Annotated in this window: 24 protein-coding genes; 13 read left to right on the top strand and 11 right to left on the bottom strand. The window is 57.7% G+C overall.

Going from position 1 to position 25,917, the window contains the following annotated elements:
- The first annotated feature begins 37 nt into the window (after nucleotides 1-37).
- The 5 genes from E4T21_RS13540 (at nucleotide 38) to E4T21_RS13520 (ending at nucleotide 5,782) form a co-directional block, all read left to right on the top strand.
- A complete protein-coding gene (locus E4T21_RS13540; RefSeq protein ID WP_149285572.1) occupies nucleotides 38-1,846 on the top strand; it encodes an acyl-CoA dehydrogenase in 1,809 nt (602 codons plus the stop codon).
- Nucleotides 1,847-1,867: 21 nt separating this feature from the next.
- Nucleotides 1,868-3,499 carry an acyl-CoA synthetase gene (locus E4T21_RS13535; protein WP_149285571.1) on the top strand — a complete coding sequence of 544 codons (1,632 nt, stop codon included), beginning with the start codon at nucleotides 1,868-1,870 and terminating at the stop codon, nucleotides 3,497-3,499.
- Nucleotides 3,500-3,579: 80 nt separating this feature from the next.
- Complete coding sequence (locus E4T21_RS13530) at nucleotides 3,580-4,425, top strand: 3-hydroxyacyl-CoA dehydrogenase NAD-binding domain-containing protein (RefSeq protein ID WP_149285570.1); 846 nt, start codon at nucleotides 3,580-3,582, stop codon at nucleotides 4,423-4,425.
- A gap of 127 nt (nucleotides 4,426-4,552) precedes the next feature.
- On the top strand, nucleotides 4,553-5,326 hold the full coding sequence (locus tag E4T21_RS13525; protein ID WP_149285569.1) for an enoyl-CoA hydratase-related protein: 774 nt from the start codon (nucleotides 4,553-4,555) through the stop codon (nucleotides 5,324-5,326).
- A 6-nt stretch (nucleotides 5,327-5,332) separates the two neighbouring features.
- Nucleotides 5,333-5,782 carry a GNAT family N-acetyltransferase gene (locus tag E4T21_RS13520; RefSeq protein WP_149285568.1) on the top strand — a complete coding sequence of 150 codons (450 nt, stop codon included), beginning with the start codon at nucleotides 5,333-5,335 and terminating at the stop codon, nucleotides 5,780-5,782.
- A 26-nt stretch (nucleotides 5,783-5,808) separates the two neighbouring features.
- Here E4T21_RS13520 and E4T21_RS13515 read toward each other — a convergent pair whose 3' ends face one another.
- A complete protein-coding gene (locus tag E4T21_RS13515; protein ID WP_149285567.1) occupies nucleotides 5,809-6,708 on the bottom strand; it encodes a DMT family transporter in 900 nt (299 codons plus the stop codon).
- A gap of 180 nt (nucleotides 6,709-6,888) precedes the next feature.
- Between E4T21_RS13515 and E4T21_RS13510 the strand changes: the two genes are divergently transcribed.
- Nucleotides 6,889-7,578, top strand: a complete 690-nt coding sequence (locus E4T21_RS13510) for an aspartate/glutamate racemase family protein (protein ID WP_149285566.1) — start codon at nucleotides 6,889-6,891, stop codon at nucleotides 7,576-7,578.
- Nucleotides 7,579-7,589: 11 nt separating this feature from the next.
- Nucleotides 7,590-8,435, top strand: coding sequence for an MOSC domain-containing protein (locus E4T21_RS13505; protein ID WP_149285565.1), 846 nt, complete (start codon nucleotides 7,590-7,592; stop codon nucleotides 8,433-8,435).
- 50 nt (nucleotides 8,436-8,485) lie between these two features.
- Here the strand turns inward: E4T21_RS13505 and E4T21_RS13500 are convergent, their stop codons facing one another.
- From E4T21_RS13500 to E4T21_RS13480, 5 genes are read right to left on the bottom strand one after another with little or no spacing between them, the layout of a single operon-like run.
- Nucleotides 8,486-8,965, bottom strand: a complete 480-nt coding sequence (locus E4T21_RS13500; protein ID WP_187774996.1) for a nucleoside deaminase — start codon at nucleotides 8,963-8,965, stop codon at nucleotides 8,486-8,488.
- A 34-nt stretch (nucleotides 8,966-8,999) separates the two neighbouring features.
- Nucleotides 9,000-9,665 (bottom strand): response regulator transcription factor, encoded by a 666-nt coding sequence (locus tag E4T21_RS13495; RefSeq protein ID WP_149285564.1) that lies wholly within the window; start codon nucleotides 9,663-9,665, stop codon nucleotides 9,000-9,002.
- 37 nt (nucleotides 9,666-9,702) lie between these two features.
- A complete protein-coding gene (locus E4T21_RS13490) occupies nucleotides 9,703-10,917 on the bottom strand; it encodes a sensor histidine kinase (protein ID WP_240349142.1) in 1,215 nt (404 codons plus the stop codon).
- 38 nt (nucleotides 10,918-10,955) lie between these two features.
- Nucleotides 10,956-11,627, bottom strand: coding sequence for a 2OG-Fe(II) oxygenase (locus E4T21_RS13485; protein ID WP_149285562.1), 672 nt, complete (start codon nucleotides 11,625-11,627; stop codon nucleotides 10,956-10,958).
- A 15-nt stretch (nucleotides 11,628-11,642) separates the two neighbouring features.
- Nucleotides 11,643-12,263 (bottom strand): CoA pyrophosphatase, encoded by a 621-nt coding sequence (locus E4T21_RS13480; protein WP_149285561.1) that lies wholly within the window; start codon nucleotides 12,261-12,263, stop codon nucleotides 11,643-11,645.
- A 130-nt stretch (nucleotides 12,264-12,393) separates the two neighbouring features.
- On the opposite strand from E4T21_RS13480, the gene E4T21_RS13475 reads away from it, so the two are divergent.
- On the top strand, nucleotides 12,394-12,957 hold the full coding sequence (locus E4T21_RS13475) for an NUDIX hydrolase (protein ID WP_149285560.1): 564 nt from the start codon (nucleotides 12,394-12,396) through the stop codon (nucleotides 12,955-12,957).
- A gap of 57 nt (nucleotides 12,958-13,014) precedes the next feature.
- On the opposite strand, the gene E4T21_RS13470 is transcribed toward E4T21_RS13475, so the two are convergent.
- Entirely contained in the window at nucleotides 13,015-13,326 is a 312-nt protein-coding gene (locus E4T21_RS13470) for a YqfO family protein (protein ID WP_149285559.1), read from the bottom strand.
- A 71-nt stretch (nucleotides 13,327-13,397) separates the two neighbouring features.
- A complete protein-coding gene (locus tag E4T21_RS13465; RefSeq protein ID WP_149285558.1) occupies nucleotides 13,398-14,306 on the bottom strand; it encodes an alpha/beta fold hydrolase in 909 nt (302 codons plus the stop codon).
- 207 nt (nucleotides 14,307-14,513) lie between these two features.
- Between E4T21_RS13465 and E4T21_RS13460 the strand changes: the two genes are divergently transcribed.
- The 4 genes from E4T21_RS13460 to E4T21_RS13445 all read left to right on the top strand — a co-directional run bounded on the left by E4T21_RS13460 (nucleotide 14,514) and on the right by E4T21_RS13445 (nucleotide 21,629).
- Nucleotides 14,514-15,968 (top strand): TolC family outer membrane protein, encoded by a 1,455-nt coding sequence (locus tag E4T21_RS13460; protein ID WP_149285557.1) that lies wholly within the window; start codon nucleotides 14,514-14,516, stop codon nucleotides 15,966-15,968.
- Between the two features lie 93 nt (nucleotides 15,969-16,061).
- Complete coding sequence (locus E4T21_RS13455; protein ID WP_149285556.1) at nucleotides 16,062-17,477, top strand: efflux RND transporter periplasmic adaptor subunit; 1,416 nt, start codon at nucleotides 16,062-16,064, stop codon at nucleotides 17,475-17,477.
- Nucleotides 17,474-20,671, top strand: a complete 3,198-nt coding sequence (locus E4T21_RS13450; RefSeq protein WP_149285555.1) for an efflux RND transporter permease subunit — start codon at nucleotides 17,474-17,476, stop codon at nucleotides 20,669-20,671. The genes E4T21_RS13455 and E4T21_RS13450 overlap by 4 nt, the downstream gene beginning before the upstream one ends.
- A gap of 217 nt (nucleotides 20,672-20,888) precedes the next feature.
- Nucleotides 20,889-21,629 carry a hypothetical protein gene (locus tag E4T21_RS13445; RefSeq protein ID WP_149285554.1) on the top strand — a complete coding sequence of 247 codons (741 nt, stop codon included), beginning with the start codon at nucleotides 20,889-20,891 and terminating at the stop codon, nucleotides 21,627-21,629.
- Here E4T21_RS13445 and E4T21_RS13440 read toward each other — a convergent pair.
- A complete protein-coding gene (locus tag E4T21_RS13440; RefSeq protein WP_149285553.1) occupies nucleotides 21,623-22,246 on the bottom strand; it encodes a TetR family transcriptional regulator in 624 nt (207 codons plus the stop codon). The genes E4T21_RS13445 and E4T21_RS13440 overlap by 7 nt on opposite strands.
- Before the next feature lie 197 nt (nucleotides 22,247-22,443).
- Here E4T21_RS13440 and E4T21_RS13435 point away from each other — a divergent pair, with 197 nt between their 5' ends.
- Nucleotides 22,444-23,478 carry a succinylglutamate desuccinylase/aspartoacylase family protein gene (locus E4T21_RS13435; RefSeq protein WP_149285552.1) on the top strand — a complete coding sequence of 345 codons (1,035 nt, stop codon included), beginning with the start codon at nucleotides 22,444-22,446 and terminating at the stop codon, nucleotides 23,476-23,478.
- Nucleotides 23,479-23,587: 109 nt separating this feature from the next.
- Here the strand turns inward: E4T21_RS13435 and alr are convergent, their stop codons facing one another.
- A complete protein-coding gene (alr, locus tag E4T21_RS13430; RefSeq protein ID WP_149285551.1) occupies nucleotides 23,588-24,823 on the bottom strand; it encodes an alanine racemase in 1,236 nt (411 codons plus the stop codon).
- Between the two features lie 115 nt (nucleotides 24,824-24,938).
- Complete coding sequence (locus E4T21_RS13425; RefSeq protein WP_149285550.1) at nucleotides 24,939-25,796, bottom strand: alpha/beta fold hydrolase; 858 nt, start codon at nucleotides 25,794-25,796, stop codon at nucleotides 24,939-24,941.
- Nucleotides 25,797-25,917 lie beyond the last annotated feature (121 nt).

Raw genomic sequence — 25,917 nt, 5'->3', positions numbered from 1 at the left:
ATGGTTTTCCTATTCATTCTCTACCCCGGGCTTTCCTATGTTCCCTTATGCTGCCCCTGTCCGTGATATGAACTTCGTTCTTTCGGAGCTGCTGAGTCACGAATCCCTGTCTCTTCCTGCCTTTTCCGACATTTCTCCTGATCTGGTTGATGCGGTGCTCGAAGAAGCCGCCAAACTGGCTTCGGATGTATGGGCCCCACTCAATGCCAGTGGTGACCGCCAGGGCTGTACTCGTCGTGACGATGGTGGCGTGACATTGCCTGATGGCTTTATCGAAGCCTACCGTGCCTATGCTGAAGGTGGCTGGAATGGTATCGGCGTCAGTGCTGAGCTGGGTGGTCAGGGGTTGCCGGAAGTTGTTGCCACCAGTGTCCAGGAAATGCTCCATGGCGCGAACATGGCACTCGGCCTGTGTCCCATGCTGACCGCCGGTGCGATCGAAGCGCTGGCTCATCATGGCAGTGATGGACAGAAAGCGTTGTACCTGGACAAGCTCATCGAAGGAAGCTGGACCGGCACCATGAATCTCACCGAGCCTCAAGCCGGCTCTGATCTGTCGCGAGTACGTACCCGGGCGATTCCCTGCGAGGCAGTGGAGGGAGACTTTTATCGCATCTTCGGCCAGAAGATTTTCATCACCTGGGGTGAGCACGATGCCTCGGACAATATTGTCCACCTGGTGTTGGCACGCACACCGGATGCGCCTGAAGGCAACAAGGGCATTTCCCTGTTTCTGGTACCCAAGCTTCTGGTCAATCCAGATGGCTCATTGGGGGAGCGCAACGATGTAGTGTGTGCCTCCATCGAGCACAAGATGGGGATTCATGGCAGCCCGACATGCACGTTGAGTTTTGGCGAGAAAGAGGGAGCTATCGGCTTTCTGGTCGGTGAACTCGGGCGTGGGCTCAATCATATGTTCACCATGATGAACGAGGCCCGCCACAAGGTCGGTGTACAGGGGATTGGCGTGGCTGAGCGCGCTTGCCAGCACGCCTTTTCTTATGCTGCCGAACGTTCTCAGGGGCGCATGCCCAACACCAGGGGAGGGGAGCCTTGCGTGATTGCCGAGCATCTCGATGTGCGCCGCATGCTGCTGTCCATGCGTGCTCGCACCGATGCTCTGCGTGCTCTGGCGCTGTACTGTGCGGCTCTGCTTGATGTGGCCCGTCATCATGCAGATGAGGATCAACGTCGCTCGGCTCAGGCTCGGGTGGATGTACTGATTCCCGTAGTGAAGGGTTTCTCCACCGATCAGGCGGTGGATATTGCCTCGCTTGGCATCCAGGTTCACGGCGGTATGGGGTATATCGAAGAAACGGGCGCAGCCCAGCTGCTGCGTGATGTCCGTATCTCTGCCATCTATGAGGGTACCAATGGTATCCAGGCGCTGGATCTGGCCGGGCGTAAGCTGCAGATGGACGATGCCAGGACCATGTCGTCATTGCTTGATGAAGTGAAGGCTACTGCCGCACAGATGAAGGATAGCCCCGATCTGGCGTTGCTGGCCGAGGAGCTGGCTGCCGGAGCGGAAGACCTGCGTGTCTGCGTGGCCAAGGTCCTGGAGGAAGGGCGTGATAGTCAGTCAGGGCAGGACGCGGTTCAGGCATATGCCACTCCGCTGTTGTCCCTGGCTGGGCATGTGCTGTGTGCCTGGCAGATGGGGCGTGCTGCACTCCAGGCCCAGCAGGCCGTGGATGCCGGCAGCGATGATGACTTCTACCGGCGCAAGCTGACGAGTGCTGACTTCGCCATTCGCCAGTGGTTGCCTGTCGGGCGTGCCCAGCGCCAGGTGATCGAAGCCGGCATGCAGTGTCTTGCGGCTTTCACTGTTACCCGTGAGTCCTGAAACCTACACTAGGGGAAAAGCATGACTGCATCGATTTTCGAACAGGGAATGCCGCAGACCTCGGCTAATCATGTGGCCCTGTCTCCGCTGACATTCATTGAACGTAGTGCTTCTGTCTATCCGGATTACCCGGCAGTGATCTATGGGGATATCCGGCGTGACTGGGCGACGACCTGGGAACGCTGCCGCCGCCTGGCTTCTGCACTCAAGAAACGCGGTATTCAGGCAGGAGAGACTGTCGCTGTCATGTTGCCGAATGTGCCAGCCATGTTTGAGGTTCACTTCGGCGTACCCTTGGCCGGCTGTGTGCTCAATACCTTGAATATTCGCCTGGATGCCGATGCCATCGCCTATATGCTCGAGCATGGTGAAGCCAAGGTCGTGCTGGTGGACCCGGAATTTGCCGATGTCATCGCCCAGGCAGTAGACAAGCTGGATGACAAGCCGCTGATCATCGATGTGGCGGACGAAGCCTTCTACCCTGGTGGGAAGTCAATCGGCGACGTGGAATACGAGTCACTGCTGGCCGAGGGGGACCCGGACTATCCCTATCGCTTGCCCGATGATGAATGGCAGGCGATCTCTCTCAACTACACCTCGGGTACTACCGGGCGACCCAAGGGAGTGGTCTATCATCATCGCGGTGCCTATCTGAATGCCTTGGGCAATCTGTTGGCCTGGGGCATGTCTCAGCACCCGGTCTACCTGTGGACCTTGCCCATGTTCCATTGCAATGGCTGGTGTTTTCCATGGGTGATTGCGGCGATGACCGGGACCAACGTATGTCTGCGCAAGGTCGAACCCAAGCGGGTCATGGAGCTGATTGCAGCAGAGAAAGTGACCCATTTCAGCGGTGCTCCCATTGTGCTCAATGGCCTGGTCAATCTGCCCGAGGCAGACAAGAGCGTCATCGATCATCCCGTCAAGGCCACCACGGCTGGCGCAGCGCCTCCGGCGGCAGTCATCGCTGGAGTGGAACGAATGGGCATCGATGTCACTCATGTCTATGGGCTTACCGAAGTCTATGGGCCAGTGACATCCTGTGCCTGGCGCGAATCCTGGGACGAGCTGCCCCTCGAGGAGCGGGCACGCATCAAGTCCCGCCAGGGGGTACGCTATCCGATGCTCGAAGCTGCCTGTGTTGCGGACCCTGATACCCTGGAGCTGCTGCCCAAGGATGGCAAGACCATGGGGGAAGTGCTGATGCGAGGCAATACCGTCATGAAGGGGTATCTCAAGAACCCTGAAGCCACTGAGGCAGCGCTCGACGGGGGTTGGTACCATACCGGCGACCTGGCCGTGTGGCATGCAGATGGCTACATCGAGATCAAGGATCGGGCCAAGGATATTATCATTTCGGGCGGAGAGAACATTTCCACCATTGAGGTGGAAGATGCTCTCTATGCTCACCCGGCTGTGGAGGAAGTTGCCGTGGTGGCAAGGCCTGATGAGAAATGGGGCGAGACCCCATGTGCTTTCGTCAAGCTCAAGGATGGCTGTGCGGATGTCTCCGAGGCGGAACTCATCGCATACTGCCGCGAGCACCTGGCTGGCTTCAAGGTCCCCAAGACGATTGTATTTACTGAATTGCCCAAGACGTCTACTGGCAAGATTCAGAAGTTCGTGCTTCGCGAAGAGGCGCGAAACCTCTAGTCAGGGCTTTCAAGGGGCACCGAGCCGTTCCAGCTTCAGGCATGAACCTGGGCAGATCATGGATAAATGGAGGGAAATGGATGAGTCAACAGATTGGCGTGGTCGGTGCAGGAACCATGGGGCAGGGGATTGCTCAGGTACTGCTGCAGAGTGGGTTTGTCGTCACCCTGTATGATGTTGCCGAAGCCCCGCTCGATCGGGCCAGGAATGCCATCGACAAGGGGCTCGGCAAGTTGGTGGAAAAGGGCAGGCTCAGTGACGACGAGCGTTCTGTCGCACAGCAACGCCTGAGTACCGCGATATCTCTGAAAGCCCTTGGTAGTTGCGAGGTGGTGATCGAGGCCGCGCCGGAAAAAGCGGACCTCAAGGAAGCCTTGTTCCGTGACCTCAGTCGCCTGTCGCCAGACATTATCCTGGCTTCCAATACTTCCTCTCTGTCCCTGACTCGCCTGGCTGCCGTCTGCGAAGGCCCTCAGCGAGTGATCGGCATGCATTTCTTCAACCCGGTTCCCGTGCTCAAGCTGGTCGAGGTGATTCGTGCCGAACAGACCAGCGATGCCACGGTGGCGCGAGTCGAGGCCCTGGCTGAAGCCATGGGCAAGACCTCCGTTGCCATTGCCGATTCCCCGGGATTTGCCGTCAACCGTCTGTTGATTCCCATGATCAACGAAGCGATCTTCCTGGTGCATGAAGGGGCTGCCAGCCCAGAGGATATCGATACCGCCATGAAGCTGGGGGCTGCACATCCGATTGGCCCTCTGGCTCTGGCAGATCTCATTGGTCTCGATGTGTGCCTGGCGATCATGGACGTCCTGGCCGACGGTTTTGGTGATCCCAAATACCGCCCTTGTCCGCTGCTCAAGCGCATGGTGGATGCCGGCCAGCTTGGTCGCAAGAGTGGCCGCGGATTCTTCCATTACACCTGATGTTTCTCCTGCCCCGTGCCTCGGGGCAAGGGTTTGCTGGTCTTGAACGAAAGCCTGCTTGTTTGCCTACCAAGCGTTCGCTAGGGTAGGCCATGGCTAATACGTCTATCAGGTATCAGGAGGGATTATGAGCGAGCAGTTGATTGAAGTGGTCGATAACCGTGGTGTGCTGCGTCTGACGATCAATCGTCCCCAGGCACTCAATGCACTCAACAGTGCTGTGATCGAGACGCTGGAACAGATTCTGGTCGAGCTGGAAGGACGGGACGACCTGCGTGCGGTACTGATCACTGGTGCAGGAGAAAAGTCCTTCGTTGCCGGTGCCGATATCAGCGAGATGCAGGACAAGACCCCGGCAGAGGCTCGCGAGTTTGCTGGCAAGGCATTGCGTACGATCAAGCGTCTCGAGACCTTGCCGGTACCGGTCGTGGCATTGGTCAACGGTTTTTGCCTGGGTGGTGGCTGCGAGCTGGCGCTGGCCTGTGACTGGGCCGTTGCCAGTGACAATGCCATTTTCGGCCAACCGGAAGTTCTGCTTGGCGTGATTCCTGGCTTTGGCGGTACGCAGCGCTTGCCGCGTCGAGTTGGCCCTGCCATGGCACTGGATCTATGCACGACGGGTCGCAAGCTCGAGGCCCAGGAAGCCTTGCGTATTGGCCTGGTCAACCAGGTGATGTCTCAGAGCGAGCTGCAGGATTATGCCGATACTCTGAGCAAGCAACTGAGCGGCAATGGTCCTCAGGCGGTGCGTAGTGCCAAGCAGGCAATTCACGATGGCATGGACCAGGATCTGGACAGTGCCCTGGCCCTGGAAACAGGTCTCTTTGCACTGTGTTTCGCAGGCGGCGAACAACGCGAGGGAATGACGGCTTTCGTCGAAAAGCGCAAGCCCGATTTCTAAGCAGACATGTCATCTCTTCTGCTTGTACCCTGCGATGATCTGCAGGCGGCCCAGGCGCTGGTTCGTGGCAACATGGCTGAAGACTATCAGCGGCATGGCCTGAGCTGGGATGAGGAAGGCTTCACTCAGCGCTGGCCGGGGCAGGAATGGCGGTGGCTGATGGTAGCAGGGCGACGCTGCGGGCTGTTGGCCTGGGAAGTGCTTGATGCCAGGCTGTATCTGCGGGAATTGCAGGTGATGGCTGACGAGCGAGGCCAGGGACTGGGCTCCCTGGCCTTGGCTCGGGTGGAGCAGGAGGCCATGGCGCAGGGCTGCACCGCTGTGCGACTCAAGGTGCTGTCTGGAAGCCGGGCTGCAGCGCTGTATCGGCGCTGTGGCTATCAGCAGGTGCAAGAGGCGTCAACGCCATGGGGCCAGGTCTGGGGGCTCGAGAAGGAAATGCCTTCAAAGATCTAGCCTGGTTTTGCCTAGCCTGATTTTGCCTAGCTTGGTGTCGTCTTGCTCGTGCGGCGCCATTGCCAGGGCAGCATGCCGGTGGCAACCGCTGTGCCGGCAAGTGTAATGGCCATGCCGATCAGGATACGGCCATTCAATGACTCATTGAGCAGCAGGTATCCCCATAGTAGAGCACTGACGGGCACCAGAAAGGTGACCGTTGAGGCGGCCGTGGCACCAGCACTGGCCAGCAGGCTGAAGTACAACAGGAAAGCCAGAGCCGAGGAGAGAACGGCAATGGCAATGGCGCTGGCCCAGGCCATGCTGCTGATACTGCCTTGTGGCCACATCAGGAGTCCGGGAATCAGCAGCATCAATCCGGACATGCCGCAACTGCCCGCTGCCAGTACGCGCACTGGCAAGTGGCTGAGGCGGGTCTTGGAATAATTGCCGGCAAGGCCGTAACCGCAGGTAGCACCGAGTACCGCCAGGATGTACCAGCCATCACCGCCTAGCGCGAAATCGAGACGGTCCGCTGACAGTACATAGACGCCAAAGAATGCCACCGCGAGCCCCAGGTATTGGTGCTTGCGGATTGGAGTGGCAAAGCAGGCTGCTCCAATCAAGGCAGTGAATATAGGAGTGGTGGCATTGATCAGGGAAGTGAAGCCTGCTTCCAGGCGCATGGTGGCCAATGCAAGGAGCGAGAATGGCAGCACGTGGTTAAGGAAACCGAGCAGTGCCAAAGGGCCAAGATTTTCGCGCACCAGTCTCAGATAGTGACGGGACATCAAGACGAGTGGGGCCAACAGCAAGGCAGCCAATCCCATGCGGATCAGCACTAGCGGTAGTGGGCCGAATTCTGGCGCGGCGACACGCATGAAGATGAAAGACATCCCCCATAGTGTCGATAGCAGCAGAAGCTTGAGAGTGTCAGAAGCTGACATGCTGAATCCTTGGGATCTGGGCGAGCTTGGTGCGTTTGGGCAAAATTCGATCCTATGCTTTATATGTGTTCAGGAAAAGACGAAAACGGAACAGATACCGCCGTGTTGGCCAGTCTCGATTGCTGATGGAGAGAGGCTGAGGCAGGGATGACTGGGAGACTGGATCAGGAGGCCGGAGCAATGAAAACTATTGGATTGTTGGGTGGCATGAGTTGGGAATCCACCGTGAGTTACTATCAGGCCTTGAACCGGGGGGTGAATCGTCGCCTGGGAGGGCATCATTCGGCGAAGATCCTCATGTTCAGCGTCGACTTTGCCGAGATAGAGGACCTGCAGCGCGAAGGGAACTGGGCTGTGGCGGGAGATCTGTTGGCGCAAGCGGCACAGAGATTGCAGGGGGCTGGGGCTGAACTGCTGCTGATAGGAACCAATACCATGCATAAGGTGGCCGACCAGGTCGCCAGTGCCATCGATATTCCTCTGCTGCATATTGCCGATGCGACTGCGGATGCCTTGTTGGCGGATGACGTACAGCGTGTGGGCCTGCTCGGCACCCGCTTCACCATGGAGCAAGCGTTTTATCGGGAACGCCTTGAGGCCAGTGGCCTGGAAGTCCTGGTTCCTGAAGAAGATGAGCGAGAGTGCGTGCACCGGATCATATATGACGAGCTGTGTCAGGGAGTCATTGAACCTGGCTCGCGCGATGCGATGTTGCGTATCATGGATGCCCTGGCGGCCCGTGGTGCTGAGGCCGTGATTCTCGGTTGTACCGAAATTGCCTTGCTGGTTTCTCAGCAGGACACGGCAATGCCGCTCTATGATACTGCCGCTCTGCATGCTGAGTGTGCAGTGAAGCATGCACTCGACTGACAAGGACGTATATGCATATCACTCAATTGGCCATTTATCCTGTCAAGTCCCTGCGGGGCATTGTTCTTGACCAGGCCGAACTTACCGAGCGAGGGCTGGCGTTCGATCGCCGCTGGATGATCGTTGACGGCAATGGGGATTTTATCACTCAGCGTGAAGTGTCTGCCCTTGCCATGATTACGGTGGAGCTGGGAGAACAGCATCTCACGCTTCGTCATGAAGCCTTGCCGGACTTTTCCCTTGCACTTGCTGAACCCAAAGTCGCGTCACGTACGGTACGTGTCTTTCGCTCCTATTGCGAAGCTCTGGATGAAGGCGATGAAGTGGCAGCCTGGCTGGCATCGGTACCCGGTCTGGAGGTGGTAGAAGGGCTGCGTCTGATGCGCTTCCCCGAGGCTGGGCGCCGAGAGGTGCCGGCGGATTACCTCGCTGAGGCCGAGAAAGGCCATGTGCATGTGGCGTTTTCTGATGAGTATCCGTTGTTGATTGCGCATCAAGCCTCGCTGGATGCCCTGAATGCACAGCTTGAGCAGAAAGGTGAGGGCAGGGTGCCAATGACTCGTTTTCGACCCAATGTGGTCGTGGACGGTAGCGATGCACCTTTTGCCGAGCGAGACTGGCGCACTTTGCAAGGACCCGAATACCGATTGGGTCTGCGTAAACCCTGCAAGCGCTGCAAGATCGTCACTCAAGATCAGTTGACAGGTATCGCACCTTCGGTGAAGGAACCTCTGCGCACGCTGGTGACGATGGACACTCAGCCCGGATGGAAGGGGGCCTATTTCGGCCAGAATGCTGTGGTGGAGGAGGGTGTCGGAGTGGTGCTTCGGATCGGGGATGCCTTGAGTCTGGCCTGAGTATCACACTCCGACGTTGACAGGTAGCGATGAGATCCCGGTTGTTCCACTCATTCCGAGATACCATGCAGGCGGCGATGCAGCTCGCGAATCTCTTCTGCAAGCTCTATCGCAGGCCCTTCCACCTGGGCAGCAGGGACGATATCGGTAATCGGCAAGGCGGCCACTGGTCCCGGAGCAATGCCCCACTGCGCCAGCCATTCGCCCAGTTGCCGAGTGGAGCTGGCGTAGACGATTCTTCCCAAACCTACCCAGCCGTGAGCGGCGGCACACATCGGGCAATGTTCCCCCGAGGTGTAGACAGTCGCCGCGGCTCTTTGCTGCGGTGTCATGTGCTCCGCTGCCCAGCGAGCAATGGCGAATTCCGGATGACGGGTGGCATCACCTCCGGCCACACGGTTGCGGTCCTCGAAGCGCACTTCGCCGTTGGCGTCGACCAGTAGCGAACCGAAGGGCTCGTCGCCGTCTTCCAGTGCCGCCCGGGCCAGGCTGACGCAGCGGCGCAAGTGTTGCAGATCAGTGCTGTTCATGGGGCATTCCTTTTGAAGGGCAGGGCTTGAATGATCAGGACGATGGCTCACCGTCATCGGGTAATGCATCGACCAGTTCCAGCGCTACGGCGAGACGTACCAGTTGCGGCAGGCTGGCGGCGTCAAGGGCCTTCATGATGCGGTAGCGGTAAACCTCCACCGTCTTGGTGCTCAAATCCAGGTGAGTGGCGATGTCTCGACTGGTATGGCCACGAGCGACTTCGACCAGTACTTCCTGTTCCTTTGGCCTCAGGGCCTGATAACGCTGCCTGAGCCTGTCCAATTGCTGATGACGCTGCAAGGCTTGCGCCTGTATGGCCAGTGCCTGCTGGATGACGTCGATCAACTGTTGCTGGTTGAAAGGCTTTTCGATGAAGTCAAAGGCGCCGGCCTTGAGCGCGCAAACAGCCATGGGGACATCGCCATGGCCGGTCATCATGATCAAGGGCGGGCATCGCTCGATAGCATTGAGCTGTTGCTGCACTTGCAGGCCACTCAAGCCTGGCATGCGCACATCGAGCAGCAAGACGGCGTGGCCTTCTACCCCGGCATGAAGAAATTCATCACCACTAGCGTAGCTGACTGTCTCGAGTCCTACCGACTCAAGCAGCCAGGAGAGTGACTGACGCAGATCGTCATCATCGTCGATGATGGCAATGCGTGGTGCTGAAGAGTGGCCTGGGGCGGAGGGGCGACTCATGGGGTGTCCTTAGATGGTTGTCGGTATGACAGCAAGTTCATGCGAAAGGCAATGTCACTCGGAAGGTGGCGCCACCATTGTCGGGCTTTTCATGCTCAGGGCTGTCATTGGGCTCAGGGCTGTCCACTGGCTCAGGGCTGTCTACCAGGGTAAGGCTACCCCCCATGGCTTCGGCCAGTGAGTGGCTGATCGAAAGGCCCATGCCAGGGCCATTGTCGTGGCCGCTGACGAAGGGGGCAAAGATCTCCCTGCGCTTTTCCTTGGGGATGCCGGGGCCGTTATCGGCGACTTCAATATGCAGCTCGCCTGGTGAGGCTCGTCTGGCGCTGACACGGATGCGGCCGGGATTGCCGACATGGCGACAGGCTTCATATTGGCAAGCTTCCAGGCTGTTGAGCAGCAGGTTGACCAGGATCTGCTCCAGCCCGATAGGATCGGCCAGCGTTGCTGGCAAGTCCGGCTCAATCAGGCGATCAAGGCTGACGCCTTGTTGATGACATTGCCATTGGCATAGCAGACAAGCTTGTTCGATGACGTCATTGACGGCCACGGGAATCGGGCGGATATCACCATGGCGAACAAAACGGCGGATATGACGCAGGCGCGCAGACAGCCGTTCGACCTGCTCACTGATCCGGGTAAGTGGCATGGCCAGGTTCGACGCGGGTTGCTCCGGACTGTGCTCGAGCTGTATCAAGGCGCCATGGGCATAGTTGGCCATGGTGGCAAGAGGCTGGTTGCACTCGTGGGCAATGTTGCTGGCCAGTTCCCCCAGTGTTGCCAGACGATTGGCATGCGCGATGTATTGCTGGTGGCGGCGCGACTCAGCTTCGGCGATGACGCGACGGCTGACATCCCGGGAAACGCACAGCACATCGAGCAGCTCACCGCTGGAGGGGTCGCGGCGGGTGCGGCTGGTAGTCTCGAACCATACATAATGCCCATTCTTGGCACGAAACCGGTAAGTCTGTTGATAGAAGCCTTCGTAGTAGTAGATGAGCGGTGACTTGCTCAACAGTGCCTTGAGGTCATCTGGATGAAAGAGGTCGTAGGCAGAGACGCCCAATAACTCGTCGGGTTCGTAGCCGAGGAGGTCCCGGGCCGCATGTGATGCGTACAAGAACACGCCATTGCGATCATGACGGGAGATCATGTCAGTCGTGCTTTCTGCCAACCACTGATAGTGGCGTTTCTCGGCTTCGAGGAAGGCCACTTCGGCTTCCAGTTCTCGTATTCGCTGACTCTCGTTCATCGGCCACCTCATTCGGCCATCACATCCGGCCCCCTGAATCAGCGAGCAGGATCGATGACGCCGCCCAGTGATGCATTGCGTCGGAACCAGCCAGCGATGCTGCTGCGTGGCTGTCGAGCGGGAAGCACTTCGTGGGGGACCTGCTCAGACAGGAAACAGGCAAAAGTGCCCGCCCTGGGTATCACTCGTGCCACCTCGCGGTCAGGGGTCTGGGCATCATAGATGACCATCTCCCCTCCGCCATCATCAGGCCAGTCCGGATTGAGATAGCCCACGGTGGAAACGACGCGATTGGCACGCCCACGGAAGCTGTCCAGATGGCGTTGGTAAAAGGCGCCGACAGGATAATGGGCGAAATGCGCCTCGTACTCGAACAACCCCAGGTACAGCGCGGCATTGAGCGACTGCTGCAGCGCGCCCATGGCTTCCAGGTAACGGCGCTGGGCCAGGCTTTCGCGGTCCAGCCAATGGATGGCATCACCCCGGATATCACGGCGCAGTTCGAAGTCATGGCCGCGACCGATGCCTGCCTGGGACAGTTCCTGCTGTTGGTGCATGATCTCGACTTCCTGGTGCAGGGCCAGGCATAGCTGAGGGTCGAGCAGTGATTCACCGATATACCAGCCCTGTTCCACCAGGGCATCGATCAGCTCGTTGATACGTTCAGCAGGCAAGGGGCATGCATCAGGATAGCCCGTGGAGTGGTTCATTGATGGCGTGCTCAATCAATTGGAAACGAGCCGTAGTTTACCCTCAGGACGATGCAGAACACTCATGGATAATCCAAACCCCTCGGACATCAGTTCTACCAGCATCATGGCGGATAGTCCCCAGATGATGTAATCGTCCATTCCTGACTCGGCGGGAATCCGGTAGCTGGGGATATACACCTTATTACCGTTGCGCTGGATCACATCAGTATGAGTGCGCCGATCTTCGAGGAAATGTTCAAGTGGCACCTCGAAGATGGCATCCAGCTCGTTCTCGTCGGCGACCAGAGGCAAGTCAGGGGGGATGATTCCGACGAAGGGAGTGACTTTCAAGCCGTGCAGCGACAGCACATCCGACAACTGGCCGATGACCGTCACTTGATGGCGGGGCAGGGCGATCTCTTCTTCAGATTCGCGCAATGCAGTGACAAGCAGGTCGTCATCCTGTGGTTCGCGTTTGCCACCGGGAAAGGCCACCTGGCCACTATGGGTCGACAGGTGACTGGCCCGGAGGGTAAACAACAATGTCGGTTCAGGACGATCAACGATAGGGACGAGTACGGCCGCTTCCGCCAGCTTGGCATGCATGCGGCGTGGCCGATGGGCTTGCAGTCGTTGGCGCAGGGTTTCTAACATGGGGAAATCCAATGCGTTCAGGAGGCACTGGGTAAGGCCGTCGACAAATGTCGCGGAGCTTTTTCTCTCCAGCCCCCAGTGCTCTACGATATGCTGTCTAGACTAACTCAATCTCCGTCCTGGGAGCGACATGAACTACTGTAGCCACTGTGGCCAGCCGGTCAGCTTTAGCATTCCTGAAGGGGATGATCGCCCGCGTTATGTCTGCCGTTCCTGTGGCACTATCCATTATCAGAACCCGATCATTGTGGCCGGCACCTTGCCCACGAGTGGCAGTCGGGTGTTGCTGTGCAAACGTGCCATAGAGCCGCGCAAGGGCTACTGGACCCTACCTGCAGGGTTCATGGAAAACGGAGAGACCACACTACAGGCAGCAGCGCGAGAAACTCAGGAAGAAGCCTGCGCCGAGGTGGCACTGGAGAATCTCTATACGTTGATCAACCTGCCTCATATCAATCAGGTATTCATGATATTCCGTGCCAGGCTCCAGGGCAGTTTTCATCCCGGGCCCGAAAGTCTCGAAGTCGCCTTGTTCGAGGAACATGAAATCCCCTGGGATACCCTGGCCTTTCCGACGATCGAACGGACCTTGCGTCACTACTTCGCCGACCGGCCTCAGCGCGATTTTCCGTTACATGTCAGTGATATCACCTTGGAAGATCGGCAGCGCTATTTTCGAGGGGCAGCCTCCTGATAAAAGGGCTTATCAGATCAGGCCTCGGTGTTCAGGGAATGCTTCCTTCAAGGGAGTCTAGATCTCCTCCAGGCGCCAGACATCGTAGGCAGGCTCTTCATAAGGGTGGGCATGCTTCAGCGCTGTCACGGCATCGATGATCAGGTGGTCGGCACAGACAAGCTCCACTTTCAGTTCCTCGACATGCTCCAGGCTGCCGACCTGTCCAAGGTGTGGAGTGGCGCCTGTCAGTGGGCGGAACTGTCCCTGGCCTGGCGTTTGGAAGCAACAGGCTTCATAGTTACCGATACGTCCGGCGCCGGTAGCAAACACGGCCTCCTTGACTGCTTCAGCATTTTCCAGTGGAACAAAGAAGGCAAGCTTGTACATGCGAGGCTCCTTGTGATTGGCGTCGTTATGATTGAGTAGACACGTACAGCGCGCATCAGGTTTAGGGAGGATCAGCGGGGCTGATTTTGCCCTAACAGACGATGCCACCAGCGTGTGCGAGGTGGCGCAGAAGTCGCCCGGGGATGTGGCGTGTCGAGGAATGTGCGAATAGGTTCCACTTGCTCTGGTCGGTCAAGCATCGGTGCATGACCACAGCCAGGGACGACCAGGACTTCGAGTCCTGGTTGATGTTCAGCCATGCGGCGTACGATATCCTCGGAAATCAATCGGGACTCGGCGCCACGGATTACCATCAATGGGCAACGGATTGCATCCCAGTCAGCCCAGGTGTTGCGGGGGGTATCATGGATGAATTGCTCGCCTATTCGCGGATCGTAGTGAAAGGTCCAGCTACCATCAGGAAGGCGCCTGGCACTGCTCAGGGTCATGCGCTGCCAGGCTTCATCGCTTTGAATACCGAAACTGGCATAGTGTTGCCGCAACTCTGTCTCAAGCTGACTCAATCGGCTGAAGCGATGGGGGATGGTGAAATATCTGGCCAGGTCGGCCAGGCCGTCCAATTCCAGTTCTGGCCCCACGTCATTCAGCACCAGGCTTTCGATGCGTGCCTGGGTCCTGGGAGAGGCTGCCAGAAACATACCCAGCAATCCCCCCATCGACGTGCCAATCCAGGACACTTTGTCTAGGTTGAAGTGATCCAGTATGGATACTGCAATGGTCTCATAGTGGGAATAGAGGTAATCATGGGCAGGATGCAGCGACCAGCTCGACAAGCCGCGACCAGGAGTATCAGGGGCGAGGATGCGCCACTCTGGCCCCAACAGCCTGGCCATGTCCTCGAAATCACCGCCATGACGAGCCAGGCCATGCCAGGCAATGACGGTGCGAGGGGCACCCGGGTGCCATATCCGTACTGCGACTTCCAGCTCTCTCACCGTTACCATGCTAAGGCTATCCATGTCGGCTCCTGCATTCGTCCAGAGAATGGGCCACGGGAGGGGCAATGGCCGGGATTACTGCATAGCAGCGTAGCGACAGGTCGATCCGATGTGCAAGGCGGCGAAATTTCCATCACTCTTGCACGATCGACTTTAGTTTTGTGCGTTAAACATGCGACAATGTATGTAAATGAACCTCCGCTAAGGAACAGACTCGAGGAATCTCCCATGACGCCTTCTCGTCTCGATTCACCGGCAGCCCGTCCGAACATGTCCCGACGGCTGCTCGGTGCAATGGTGGCGGCATTGTTGGCTGGCCAGGTACAGGCCGCCGACCTTCTCACTATTACCCGCGATGCTCTCGACAACAACTCGGATCTGGCGTCTGCACGTGCTACTACCAGTGGAACGGAAGAAAATCGCAACGTCGCTCGGGCCGACTTGTTGCCGCAGCTGACTGCCTCTGGTGAAGTGGCCTATAACAGTGTCTTCGAACAGCAGAGTCAGAAAGGTTTCAGCGGTACGGTGGGCGATGATCGCTACACCAGTTATGGCCTCAACCTTGAAGCGACGCAAGCGATCTACGATGCTCGCAACAGTCGTGAGGTAGGGGTTGCCGAGAAGCAGATCGACCAGCAGACCTATGTTCTGGCCGCTACCGAGCAGCAAGTATTGATCGACACGGCAACCGCATATTTCGACATCCTGCGGGCCAACGATATTCTCGATGCACGCCGTGCTCAGGAACGCGCCATTGGCCGTCAGTTAGAGCAGGTTCAGGAGCAGTTCGACGTGGGCCTGGTGGCCATCACCGATGTGGAAGAGGCACGTGCCACCTTTGACCAGTCACGGGCCGATCGCATTTCTGCCGAAAGCGATCTGCAGGTTGCCTTCGAAGCCCTCGAGCGCTTGACTGGCAAGCGTTACGACAGCATCGACAAGCTCCAGGACGAGTTGCCGATTGCCCTGCCGACGCCGAGCAGCCGTGATGCCTGGATCGACACGGCAATAGAAAGCAGTCCGGATTTGCTGGCGCAGAAGTCTGGTGTAGACGTGGCACGCGAGCAGGTCAGTGTGTCCAAGGCTGATCGTCTGCCGGTGGTATCAGGCTTCGTCAACTACTCCTACGCTGACGACGATCAAGACTATCTGGAAGATTACAACTCTACTGGTCAGGTTGGCGTCAATGCGTCCCTGCCTCTGTATACGGGCGGCCGTACCAGTGCTTCCATTCGTCAGAACACCTATAACCTCGAGTCCAGCCAGTACGACTTCGAGTCTCAGCGCCGCGAGACTATTCAGCAGGTACGGGCCCTATACACCCAGGTCAGCAACGATGTCTCTACCGTAGCGGCACGTCAGCAGACGATCGTCTCCTCCCAGAGTGCACTGGATGCGACGCGCGCAGGGTATGAGGTCGGCACTCGTAATATCGTCGATGTGTTGAGCGCCGAGCAGAACCTGTACAACGCCATCGCCAATTATGCCGATGCCCGCTACAGCTATGTGACCAATCTCCTCACGCTGCGCCGTCAGGCTGGTGTGCTGGATGAGGCGGCTATTGAGACCATCAACCAATACCTGCAGTCGAGTGGTCAGGTGACATTCACGCTGCCGGAGAATAATGGGGGCACTTACGACGCTGCCCTGGATATTGGTGAGCGCCCACAACTGGAACAATAACGGTGTCTCAGGATACGTAGAAATGAGACAGAGCGCCGGCCCAGTATGGCCGGCCTCTTGTTGATAGATTCACCCCCCCTGAGGAAGTAAGGGATGAAAATCGCATACTCACGAGGCCGCCCACTGGTGGTCCTGGCGGCAGCGCTATGGCTTGCCGGTTGTGGTCAAGACGAAGGACAGAATCAAGGGGAGGCTGGTCAAGCCCCGGCCAAGCCAGTAGAAGTGGCTGCTCTTGAACGGCAGGATGTTCCACTGGACAAGTCCTACCCCTCCAAGTTGACCAGTGACGAGGAAGTCATTTTGGTCGCGCGTGTTACCGGTATCATCGAGGAAAGACGCTTCGAACCGGGTGATGTTGTGGAAAAAGGGCAAAGCCTGTATTCCATCGAACCGGATCTGTATCAGGCGACCGTGAACGAGCGCAAGGCGGATCTGGAAAGTGCTCAGGCGCAAAAGGCCCGGGCCGAAAGTGATGCAACTCGCTATCAGGCTCTGGCCAACCAGAATTCTGTCAGCCGCCAGCAGCTTGACCAGGCCCTGGCCGATGCACGAGTAGCACGAGCCAATGTGGCTCAGGCTCAGGCAGCCCTGGAAACAGCGCAGCTGGACCTGAACTATGCCGCAGTAAAGGCGCCGGTATCGGGCCTGATTGGATTGAGTGAAGTCAATATCGGCAACCTGGTCAGCTCTGGCACCGAACTGACCACCATCACGCCGCTGGATCCACTGGAAGTACGCTTTCAGTTGCCCCAGGCGGATGCCTTCGAGATGCGTCGTCAGCTCAAGAGCCAATCGCTGTCCGATATCAAGGCAACACTCGAGATTCCTGGGCTGAGCGGTGGTGAGTCGGGTCAGTTGCAGGGCCAGATGGACTTCCTGGGCTCTCGTGTCGATCCTTCGACCAGTACGGTTCAGGCTCAGGCCAAGTTCGCCAATCCCGAGGGACACTTTCTCCCGGGGCAGTTTGTGCGTGTGCGCCTGTCAGGCATGAAGCGCTACAACGTTCTGGCCGTGCCGGAGCTGGCCTTGACCCAAGGGTTGATGGGACCACAGGTTTATGTGCTTGATCAGGATAATACTGCTCGGGCACGCCCTGTGCAGCTTGGCGAAGAAGCTGGGCCATGGCAGATCCTGCTGGATGGTGTCAAACCTGGCGAGCGCGTCATTGTGGGTGACCCTGCCAGCATTCAGCCAGGTATGCCAATTGATCCGCAGCCGTTCGATGGTGATGCTGCTGCCCTGATGAAACGCATCCAAGATGCCAAGGCGGCCGCTGAAGCGAAGGCTCAGGGCGGTGGTGCTGCTCCTGCCGCTGGTGCTGGCGAGAGCCAGGCTCAGGATCCGTCGCAAGAGCAGGCTCCTGCCGCACAATCTGGCGCAGCTGAAGCAGCGCCAGAGGGTAATGCTGAATCCTCCAATAGTGATGTCAATGCCGCGCAACAGGCACCGATGTCCAGTGGTGGGGACAGCCAGGAGGCGCAGGAGGCGCAGGGAGAGGGTAACGAATGAATTTCGCCAACTTCTTCATCAAGCGACCGATCTTCGCCACGGTCCTGGCGCTGATACTGACGATCATCGGCGCCATGAGCATGCGGGTGCTGCCGATCGAGCAGTACCCGAGCGTGGTGCCGCCGACGGTCTCTGTATCCGCGACCTTCCCGGGCGCGGATGCCGAGACGGTGGCGCAGACCGTGGCAGCCCCCTTGGCTGAAGCCATCAACGGTGTCGAGAACATGATCTACATGACCTCGACCAGTTCCGACAACGGTACGATGAGCCTGTCGGTAGCCTTTGATATCGGAACCGATGGCGATATCAATACCATCAACGTCAACAACAAGGTGCAGGGCGCCCTGTCGCAGTTGCCGGAAGCGGTGCAACAGCAGGGTGTGACCGTGGAGTTGAGTTCCAGCTCCATCCTGATGCTGGTGGCGTTGATTTCTCCTCAGGGGGACTACGACAACATCTACATGCAGAACTACGCGACCCTGAATATCCTCGATGAACTGCGCCAGTTGCCTGGTGTCGGTGAGGCCGAGGTGCTTGGTGGTGGCGAGTTTGCCATGCGTATCTGGATGGACCCGAACAAGCTGGCCGAGTATGACCTGACGCCCAGTGAAGTGGCGACGGCTATCCGTTCCCAGAACACCGAGGTACCGGCAGGTAGCCTGGCGTCCACGCCGATCGATAATCCACGTGCGTTCACCTACACCATCACTGCTGGTGGCCGTCTGGCCAGTGCCGATGAGTTCCGTGACATTCTGCTGCGTACCAATCCGGATGGCTCGGCGTTGCGGCTCAAGGATGTGGCACGTATCGAGCTGGGTGCATCGTCCTATGGGGTTGATGCACGCTTGAATGGGGCCACCATGGCGCCCATCATCATCAACCAGCAGCCCGGGGCCAATGCTCTGGAAACCGCAGACCTGGTCAAGGCCAAGATGGAAGAGCTTCAAGGACGCTTCCCGCCGGGCCTGGAGTTCGTGACGCCTTATGACACCACGCTGTTCATCGACGCATCGGTAGAGACAGTACTGCATACCTTCATTGAAGCGTTCCTGATTGTGGGTGTCATTCTATTCATCTTCCTGCAGAACTGGCGTTTCACGGTAATCGCCATGTCGGTGGTACCGGTCTCGGTGCTGGCTACCTTTGCGGGTTTCTATGCCTTTGGTTTCTCCATCAATCTGTTGACTCTGTTCGCCTTGGTGCTATCGATAGGTATCGTGGTCGATGACGCCATTCTCGTGGTGGAAAACGTCGAACGAGTACTTTCGGAAGATGAAGATGTTACTGTCCGGCAGGCCACCATTCAGGCCATGAAGGAAGTTGGTGGCCCGGTCATCGCAACATCGTTGATCATGGCTGCCATCTTTGTTCCAGTGGCCTTCCTGGGCGGCTTCACCGGGCAGATCTATCAGCAGTTCGCCTTGACCATTGCCATCTCGGTGGCATTCTCGGCGCTGATGGCACTGACCTTCACTCCGGCCTTGTCGGCGATCTTCATCAAGCACGACCTGCATCAGAAAGAGTCGGCGGTCATGCGTGCGCTGCGCACGCCACTGCGTTTGTTCGACCGCTTCTTTGCTGGCTGTACCCATGTGTTCATGGTCGTGGTGAGATTGCTGATCAGGGCATGGTGGTTGACGCTGGTGCTGGTGGCGCTGGTCGGCGTTGGCTCCTGGTGGCTGTATAGCCATACACCGTCGACGCTGGTGCCTGAAACTGACCAGGGGATTGTCATCGCTGCGGTACAGCTTCCGGACTCCGCTTCCTTGGCCCGAACCAATGAGTACATGCGCAAGGTCAGTGAGAAGATCGAAGAATTCCCAGGCGTGCAATATTCTTCGGCCATCGCAGGCTACGACATGCTCACAGGTTCGGTGAACACTGCCCGGGGGGTCATCTTCATCAATATGGAGCCTTGGGCGGAGCGAACCACCTCAGCCTATGACCTGATCGGCCGAGTGATGCAGATCGGGGCGGAAGTGGATGGCGGTACGACGCTGGCCTTCAACATGCCCCCGATCATTGGTCTGTCGACCACAGGTGGTTTTGAAGGCTACCTGCAGTCTTATGGCGGGGCCACGCCGGAAGAGATCTACATGGCCTCGCTCAAGGTGATGCAGAAAGCCAACGCCGATCCCGAGCTGAACCAGGTGTTCTCTACCTTCAGCGTCAATGTGCCGTCTTATCGAGCTGAGATCGATCAACAGAAGGCGCTGAGCTATGGTGTCTCGTTGACCGACCTCAATGCGACTCTGTCGAACACCTTTGGTAACGGTTTCGTCAACTTCTTCAGTTATCAGAACCGTAACTTCCAGGTGTATCTGCAGAATGAGGCGGAGTATCGCGACACGCCTGAGGACATCAACAGCGTTTATGTCCGCGGTGGCAATGGCGAGCGTATCCCGCTGTCCGAGTTCGTGACGCTCAAGCGTCAGGCTGCTCCGTCAGTCGTGACTCGCTTTGGCGTATATGCGGCAGCGCAGTTCCAGGGTGGACCCGCTCCGGGCTACTCGTCGACCCAGGCTATCCAGGCCATGGACCGCATCGTGGAGGACACGCTGGGGTCGGAATGGGGCATGGGCTGGACCGGTACGGCCTATCAGGAAAGCTCCCAGGGTAATGCTGGCACTATTGCCATCGTCTTTGGTCTGATCATGGTGTTCCTGATCCTGGCTGCCCAGTATGAAAGCTGGTCACTGCCTCTGGCGGTACTTACCGCGACACCCTTTGCCTTCCTTGGTGGTATTACGGGGATCGCCATGCGAGGTCTGGATACCAGTGTCTATGTGCAGATCGGGGTGCTGGTGGTCATCGGGTTGGCAGCGAAGAATGCCATTCTGATCGTTGAGTTCGCTGAGCTTCAGCGCAAGGAAATGGGCAAGACCATCCGTGAGGCGGCTGAAACGGCGGCGCACCTGCGTTTCCGTCCGATCGTGATGACCTCCATGGCATTCATCTTTGGTACCTTGCCGCTGGCGATAGCGACAGGTGCCAGTGACACCAGCAGTCACCACATCGGTACGACAGTCGCCATGGGCATGGCATCAGTTGCTGTTCTGGGGAGCTGCTTCGTTCCGTCGTTCTATGCCATGATCGCTACAGTTTCCCATAAGCTGTTCGGCAACAAGGACAGCGAGGAAGACAAAGGCGACAAGAATGACGAGGCTCCGGTCCTGGAGTCGCCCAAGTCCTAATCCGCTTCTGCAGGTAATAGCGTTAGAAGCAAATGACTGAACGAACACCGCCAATTGGCGGTGTTCGTTTTTTTGTGCGATGCAACATGTTGTTGGAAAAGGAAATTTTTTCAATTAGACATGGCTGATTGAGTGCCTGGGGGACTATTCTGAAAGAGTAGGGGAAACCTGAAGACAGACAGGCAAACCGTCAAACTGGGGGGAGATGACCATGGACATGAGTGTGATTGTTGACGTTGCTCTCAGTTATCCGCTGATCTTCTTCACGCTGCTACTTCCTGTAATTGCGCTTTACTGGCTATTGGTGGCGGTGCATATTGCGCCACTGCAATTGTTCGAGCACGACAGCCTACGTAATGACAATCTGGCCAGCACCATGGTGTCGCTGGGTTTTGCGGGTATCCCGGTGTCCGTTGCGCTGACGGTCCTGTTTGTTTTTGCCGGAGCCTTCACATTGCTCGCCGAGCTGCTGGTTCTGCGCTGGTTCGATCTGAAGGTCGTCATCATTCCGTTGGGGCTGGTTGTGCTGTGGGCGGCACTAGCGGTATCTGCGCCGCTGGCTGCACGAGCCTGTCGCAGATTGTTGCGCAAGTTTCGCCACAATCCTGCTGTCAATCAGCGCTGTCTGCTGGGGGAGCGGGTTCAGGTTGTGGGCTATGTCGATGCCGCAGGCTGTTGCCGTGCGGTGCTGTGCTCAGATGGTTCTCGCGAGGTCTGCCTGCATGGCAAGCCTGGATGCATGCCCAAGGAAGGCGAGGTGCGTGTGCTGGTCAAGTATCTGGCCGATGAAGATCGTTATCGCTCCGTTGCCGAGCAGGACTTTCTGGATGCGCGGACACGGCTGGTGAGACTGCATCTGATCGAACGTCATGAGCCGGAACAGCATCACTCCAATGGCCATGGAACAGAGCACTCCCACCATCACAACCATTCCCATCATAACCACGCTCATCACTGAGGTGATGAGCGACGCATCATATCGATCAGCTTATCAATCAGCACAGGGCCACGTTGGCTCAGGGAAAAGGCCTCTGGTGCACGCAACCACTCCCAGAACATGCCGCTGAGTGAATAATGGAAGATGTCAGTGGCCAGTTCTGGGGTGAGGTCCTCCCGCAACTGGCCCTTGCTGTATGCCTCGCGGAAGTGCTGCAGCAAGGTGTGATGTGTCTCGCAGACGAACTCATCCTTGATGGACATTGGGTCGAAGCTTGATGTGCGTTCACAGTGATGCAATAGAATTCCATGCACACGCCGATGACGAGGCGTGTCGAGCTGACGAGCACCTGCATGGCAGGCCAGGCGAATGGCGTCCAATGGCCGGTCGGCCAGGGTTGGGTCGTCAAGTCCCGAGATCAGTTCCTGAAAAGGAATGCTGACACGGTTTATCATCGCCCGGAACAGGTCTTCCTTGTTACGGAAATGCCAATAGAGCGCGCCCCGGGTCAGGCCGGCACAGCGTGAAATCTGCTCCAGAGATGCGCGTGTTACCCCTACTTCAAGAAACACTTGTTCAGCAGCATCCAGTAGTGCTTCCTTGGTTTCAGCGGCTTCAGCCTTGGTGCGACGCGCCATCGTTGGGTGAAATCTCTTGTGGTTGACGTAGGTCTGTATTCTACCTAATTATGCTGCGGGGCGCAGAAGGTTAAAGAAGGCCTAAGCCTGCTTGAGTCTAGCGGGCGCCACCAACGACATCTCTGTTGTATCACGGTATAAGGATCTTTGACCGAGGTCATGCCGACCACCGGAAGCCGTGAAATTAAGGAAGACCCATGGCTCGTGCTCCCTTTGAATTGGCCGGGATACGTGTGGCTCCCGGTAGTCGTATTCAAATCGACGTTCCTGTCGCCAAGCTTTACACCCATGCTCCGCTGGATATTCCCGTGGAAGTGGTCCATGGCCGCCAACATGGGCCGACGCTGCTGGTATGTAGTGCGATTCACGGAGATGAAATCAATGGGGTCGAAATCGTTCGACGCCTGTTGCGTTCCCGGCAGATCAATCGCCTGAAAGGTACCTTGATCGCGGTGCCTATCGTTAACGTCTTCGGTTTTGTGCAGCACAGCCGTTATCTACCGGACCGCCGCGACCTTAACCGTTGCTTCCCAGGTAGTGAATCAGGATCTCTGGGGGGACGTATTGCCTCGTTGTTCCGAGAGCAGATCGTCGATCATGCCAGCCATATCATTGATCTGCATACAGGTGCGATTCACCGCACCAATCTGCCGCAGATTCGAGCACAGTTGAACGGGGCGGGAGATGAGACACGGCGCATGGCAGATGCCTTTGGTGCTCCGATCATTCTCAACGCTGAACTGCGTGAGGGCAGTCTGCGTCATTATGCTCAGGGAAAGGGCATTCCAGTGTTGACCTATGAGGCGGGAGAGGCCCTGCGCTTCGATGAGTGGGCCATCACTGCGGGGGTGCGGGGAGTACTGCGGGTCATGCGGCGCCTTGGCATGCTCAGCGGTGAACAGCGCCGCCGTCCGCCTGCACCGGCAGAAATCGCCAATGGGTCGAGCTGGGCCAGGGCGCCCATCGATGGCATTCTTCGGCCCCACGTCCGCCTTGGAGCTCGAGTGTCCAAAGGCGAGCGCCTGGGAGTGGTAACGGGCCCATTTGGTAACGCGGAGGGAGAGGTACTTTCCATGGCCGATGGCATTGTGATCGGCATGAGCCGCCTGCCGCTGGCCAATGAAGGTGAAGCGTTGTTCCACATCGCTCGTTTCGACGCGATAGAAGAAGCCGAAAGTGCCATCGAAACCTTTCAATCCAGCCTTGAACCGCCCCCTGATGTGCTGTATTGACCCTTTACGGGTGTCCTGGATGAAGAAGATCCCTGGGACACATCCGTGAAATGGAAAGACGCCGCCCGAGGGCGGCGTCTTGATTGAGGGAGGATGAAAACCAAACCTCTCAGTCAGGCTCGGTAGGGTTGAGAACCTTGGGATTGGAGTTGCCCCACATGGTATAGACATCCGCCAGCAGTGAACCGTTGAGTTCCTCCAGTTCGGCGATGGATATGTGTCCTTTGTCCTGGACGCCATAGAGCACCACTTCATCCCCGGCCTCTACACCAGGCAGGTCGGTGACATCTACCATGATGGTGTTCATGGAAACCCGTCCTAATATGGGCACTCGTTCACCATGGATCAGCACATGGGCTTTATCGCTGAACACCCGACGATAGCCATCGGAATAGCCCACGGGAAGGTTGGCCAGAACGCTGTCGCGTTCCAGCGTGTGGATATTGTCATAGCCTACGCCACTACCGGCAGGATAGTCGTTGACTGAAGCCACTCGAGTCTTGAAGGACATGACCGGGTGAAACTGGGGGTAGTGTGGCAAGTCGCCATACAGCAAACCGCCTGGACGCACCATGTCGAGGCGAGCCTCTGGAACTTCCATGGTGGTGAAAGAGTTGGCGGTATGCAGGGTCAGGGCGTCACGATCCAGGTTGGCCTTGTTGATCAGCCAGTCGCTCTGTTCCTCGAAACGTGCCAATCCCTGGCGAACCCAATCGGCGTCCTCGAAGGCAAAATGGGTCATGATGCCCGCTAGCTCTAGATGGGGGAGGTCGACCAGGGCCAAGGCTTCCTCGCGTCCTGATTCGGTATCCAGCGCCAGGCCATTACGTCCCATGCCACCGGCATTGAGCCCCAGATGATAGCGCAGCGTGATGCCCGCTTCCGCGGCCAGGTCGGCTGCCTCTTGTGCTGCACTGAGATCGCCAAACAGCTCTTCCATCTGGTAATCGAAGGCGCCTTGAATCTCTTCTGGTGTCGCGCTTCGCACCCGCATCAAGCGTCCCTCGAAGCCGCTGGCTCGTACTGCCCGGGCATCTTCGTTACTGGCGACACCAACACAGGGAACGCCCATGGCGATGATCGACGGCATGAGATTGGAAATGCCATGACCATAGGCATCGGCCTTCATGATGGCACACATGTCCGATTCTCCGCCGAGCAGCTCCTGAACCTTGCGGATGTTGTCTTCGAAGGCAGCCTGATTGATTTCGACCCAGGCATTGGCCTCGATGTGTTCAGCATCACCCACTTTGATGATGTCGGTGCTCAGTAACGGTGCGGCTTGCACGGGGCCTGCCAGGGCAGCGGCAATTGCCGCTGCCATCAGGGTGGGGGTCAGTTTCATTATGATCCTTGTCGTACGTTATGAGGTTATTGTCAGTACTGCCTTGCCACCCTAATCGCCTGCACGAATCGCGGCGAGATACACCGCCGCGAATAGAAAAGAACTGACGGATAATCTAAAAACCACGACTCATTGCGGTTTCGCTGCGTTCCGTTTTCATGTCTGAGTCATGCTCGTCGCTGGCCTGCAGGAACGTGAGCACGGTGTGCATGAACTCGATGGGAAACTCGATGTTTGGCAGATGTACCGAAGGCAAGACTTGCAGTGTCGAGCCGGGAATTGTCGCGGCAATCTGCTCTCCATGAGCAAGGGCCGTCACGTTGTCGTACTGGCCGGCAATCACCAATGTCGGGCGCTCGACAAGCGCAATGGTTCGGCGAAGATCCAAATCGCGAATGGCCGCATACGCCCCTGCCAAGCCCTGTGGGTCTGTGCTCAGCACCATGCGGCGGAAGTCTTCTATTACAGGGGGCTGAGCCTCCAGCATATGCGCCGGAAACCAGTTGTTGAGGAACATGTTGGCGAATTCCGACATGTCGGAAGCTTGCTGTGCACAAGTGACCAGTTGGTCCCATTGCTCGGAGGGGCCGAGGTAAGGCGAAGTGTTACTCAGGATCAGGCGATCTATCCGATCAGGTGCATGGACTCCCAGCCACTGACCGATGATTCCGCCGAGTGACAGGCCCAGAAAGTGCACGCGCTCGATGTTCAGGGCATCGAGCAGCTCGATGACGTCGCGGCCGAAGCGATCGAGCGAGTAGGGGCCAGCGGGAACGCTGGAGGCTCCGTGTCCGCGGGTGTCATAACGCAGTACCTGAAAATGTCTTGTCAGTTCCTGAACCTGGGCATCCCACATCTGCAAGGTGGTGGCGATGGAGTTGGACAGGAGCAATATCGGCTTGTCGCCTTCGCCATCGAAGCGGTAATGGATGCGGGCGCCGTCACCGGTGGTAATGAAAGTGCGTGTGTTCATGAAAGTCATCTCCTCAACAGGATCAGTTTCTGGGTTACCCGGGCGCATCATCTGTGCGCCTGGGCATTCCCATCGGCCAGTGCCATGAATCCTAGTTGCGAATGCTTTCAACTGATATTAC

It is taken from the genome of Halomonas binhaiensis (genome assembly GCF_008329985.2).
Taxonomy (GTDB): Bacteria; Pseudomonadota; Gammaproteobacteria; order Pseudomonadales; family Halomonadaceae; genus Halomonas; species Halomonas binhaiensis.
Note: the sequence above shows the minus strand (reverse complement) of the source record. Positions and strands in the feature narration are given on the sequence as shown.